Source organism: Kitasatospora sp. NPDC057542 (assembly GCF_042801945.1).
Lineage (GTDB): Bacteria > Actinomycetota > Actinomycetes > Streptomycetales > Streptomycetaceae > Kitasatospora.
The window spans coordinates 1-2,824 of the sequence record NZ_JBHVFE010000715.1 but is presented as its reverse complement, the minus strand read 5'-3'; the positions used below and the strand labels follow the sequence as shown (position 1 = coordinate 2,824).

4 protein-coding genes are annotated in these 2,824 nt (G+C 73.1%); 3 read left to right on the top strand and 1 reads right to left on the bottom strand.

Annotated features, from left to right (window positions below; all coding sequences use genetic code 11):
• Positions 1–70 precede the first annotated feature (70 nt).
• Positions 71–490, top strand: coding sequence for a hypothetical protein (locus ACFU7Y_RS42570; protein ID WP_224284576.1), 420 nt, complete (start codon positions 71–73; stop codon positions 488–490).
• A 44-nt stretch (positions 491–534) separates the two neighbouring features.
• Entirely contained in the window at positions 535–957 is a 423-nt protein-coding gene (locus ACFU7Y_RS42565; protein ID WP_380771821.1) for a hypothetical protein, read from the top strand.
• Between the two features lie 96 nt (positions 958–1,053).
• On the opposite strand, the gene ACFU7Y_RS42560 is transcribed toward ACFU7Y_RS42565, so the two are convergent.
• Positions 1,054–2,346 carry an alpha/beta hydrolase family protein gene (locus tag ACFU7Y_RS42560; protein WP_380771819.1) on the bottom strand — a complete coding sequence of 431 codons (1,293 nt, stop codon included), beginning with the start codon at positions 2,344–2,346 and terminating at the stop codon, positions 1,054–1,056.
• Positions 2,347–2,521: 175 nt separating this feature from the next.
• Here ACFU7Y_RS42560 and ACFU7Y_RS42555 point away from each other — a divergent pair, with 175 nt between their 5' ends.
• Positions 2,522–2,791: a hypothetical protein gene (locus tag ACFU7Y_RS42555; protein WP_380771817.1), complete on the top strand. Its 270-nt coding sequence runs from the start codon at positions 2,522–2,524 to the stop codon at positions 2,789–2,791.
• Positions 2,792–2,824: the final 33 nt, after the last annotated feature.

The window sequence follows — 2,824 nt, the reverse complement described above, 5'->3', positions numbered from 1 at the left end:
CCATCCGGTCGTCGGATGGGGCGCTCCCGGTGTTCGCCGGTGTGCGGGAGATCCTTTGAGGGAGGGGTGCGTGAAGGACCTGCGAATCGTGCTGTGGAGTCTGGCTGCCGGGCTGGTGGTCGCGGGCGGGCTGGGGTGGGCCGGGTGGGCCGCGTGGCAGAAGCTCCGGCCGTCCTGGCCCGAGGTGCCGGATCCGGTCGGGCGGTGGAGCGGGGGGACGGCCGTCGTGGAGTTCCTGCCGGAGGGGCGGGTCGGGTCCGCGCAGGTGCCGGCGTACGTGTGCAGCAGCTCTGCGGCGGACAAGGCGCGGCCGACGGAGATCGAGGGGCGGTGGAAGAAGTCCTTCTTCGACGACGTCGGTCCCGCGGTCTACGTGGAGGCGAAGCGGAAGGACGACGGGGGCACGTGCGGGTTCTGGTTGACGGCCGAGGAGAACGGTAAGGACCTGTGGCTCCTGAAGAGCCCGGGCTTCCTGATGACGAAGTCCTGAGTGGCAGTGGTGAGCGCGGGGGAGTCCGGAAACGGAGGCGGGCGGTGAACGGCGTTCGCGGGCGGGCCGTGGTGCTGGCGGGGCTGTTGTCGTTGGTGGTGGGGTGCGCCGGTGGGAGCGGGGAGAACGCGCCGGTGGTCGGGTACTGGCGGTCGGGGGCCGGCGAGATCGAGTTCCTGAAGGGTGGCGAGCTCGGGCAGGTGAGCCTGCTGCCGGCGGTGTGCTTCAAGCCGGCGTCCGACCAGCAGGAGCACTTCAAGGGCACCTGGCGCTACGAGCGGATCGAGGATGCGGGGCGGGGCGCGAGTGCCGTGCTGACCTCCGATTCGGGGGCGGTGACGTGCGAGCGGTACTTCCGGTACGTCAAGGACGATGCCGGCGAGCGGTTGCAGCTGGACTCGCGGGACGTCACCGAGGAGCCCTTCCTCCGGCAGAAGGGGCATGCCATCGGCACGGTGGTGGAATGATCCGGGGCTGTGCCGGTGGTGTTGTGCCGGGTCGGCGGTCGGGGGAAGGGACGGGCGGCCGCAACCCCGTGGCGGCCGCCCGCCGCCGTACCGGGCCTACGGGTGGTACACGACCTCCGGGAAGGCCTTCGACGGCCCGTCGAGCAGGTTGCCGCAGTGCCGGTTGCGCAGGTGGAGGTCGAAGAAGGCGCGCGGGTAGGCCTGCTGGATGAGCACGCCGCGGTCGGGGTCGAGGGTGCCGACCTGGGACTGGATCTGCTGCTCGGTCATGCCGAGCAGCCTGCCCGCCTGGGGGACCAGCGTCATGTTGTCGCCGTACGAGCCGTGGACGGCGCCGGTGGCCTGGACGTCGAGGCGCCAGCCGCGCAGGTGGCCCCAGAAGGTCTCGGCGTACGGGTTGACGGCCCGGGCGAAGTCGGCGGTCATCATCATGAACGGCCGGTCGATGTCGGTGGTGATGGGGGGATTGCACGCCATCGGCCCGTCGAGGGAGATGGCGGCGCGGATGCGCTGGTCGGCGATCATGGCGAGCGCGGCGCCGGTGCCGCCCTTGGACCAGCCGAAGGCGCCGATGTTCCGCGCGTCCAGGCCGCCGAGCAGGCCGGCCGGCAGGGCGCGGCCGTCGACGTCGGGGTTGCGGCCGTTGGCGAGGTCGACGACGCGGTCGAGCAGGAAGAGCAGGTCGGCCGCGTAGTCCCTCGGGTACAGCCCCGGGGCGACGCCGTCCCGGGTGACGACCGTCCCGTCCGGGAACTCGGTGATGCCGTCGTGGGTGTGGTCGACGGTGACGACGGCGAAGCCGTGGCTGGCCAACTCCTGGACCACGATGGTGTGGTCGGCCCGGTGGCTGCCCGCGCCGTGCGAGTAGAGGACGACGGGCAGCGGCCGGCCGGTCCGGTGGACGGGCGCGCCCTGGTGGCCTGCGGTGAGCGGGGCGAGCGTGAGGGGGAGCGGGAAGCCGACGTCGTCGAGGAAGGCCTTCAGGGCGCCCTCGGTCATCCAGGGCGCGAGCGGGTACGTGTCGGCGTCCGCGGCCCGGGCCGGATACCAGACGGTGGCCATCAGCTCGCGGAACTTTCCGGGCCTGGCGTTCGGGTCCAGCCGGGACTCGTCGCGCAGGTGCAGCGGCACCATGCCCACCGGGAAGGGGCCGGTGGGCGCGGGCAGGGTGAGCCGTGTGGGGGAGCCGGTGCCGGAGGGGGCGGTGCCGGAGGAGGCGGGCGCGGCCGAGGCCGAGGCGGTGCGGGCGAGGCCCAGCGGCGCGACGGCGCCCAGGGCGAGCGCGGTGCCCAGCATGCGGCGGCGGGTCGGTCCGGTGCGGCGTGCGGTCGGCGTGGCGTCCGTCGAGGGGCTGTTCGTCGGCGTGCTGTCCATCGGCGTGGTGTCCATGCGCGGAACGCTGTCACGCGGGCCGGGCGGGCAGCATCAGCCCGTCGATTGATCATCCGTCACCTCGTATTGGCCCACGGGTTTACATCCCCGGGCCGATGCGGAAGAGGGTCGGGCGGGGTCCACGTCCGAGGCTCCGCTGGTTAGGCTGGGGAGAGTCCGGGAGGAGGGGCGCATGAGCGGGGACGACGGGCAGGGGTACAGCGCGGACGATGAGCTGCGGAAGGCGGGTCCGGCGGGCCGGGGCAAACGGTTGCTGGGCGGCGTGGTGATCACGCTGATGTTCGTGGTCCTGGCGGTGGCGATGGTCGCCGTGGTCGTGTTCGTCACCTGGGGGGCTTTCCGGATCGCCACCTGGCTCGGCATGGTCGTGCTGGTCGTCGAGGTGGCGGCGGGCCTCTACTGCCGGGGGAGCGTGCTCGCCTCGGGCCGTTCCGGGCGGTGACGTCCGGGCGGCGGCCCCTCGGCGTGCGAGGGG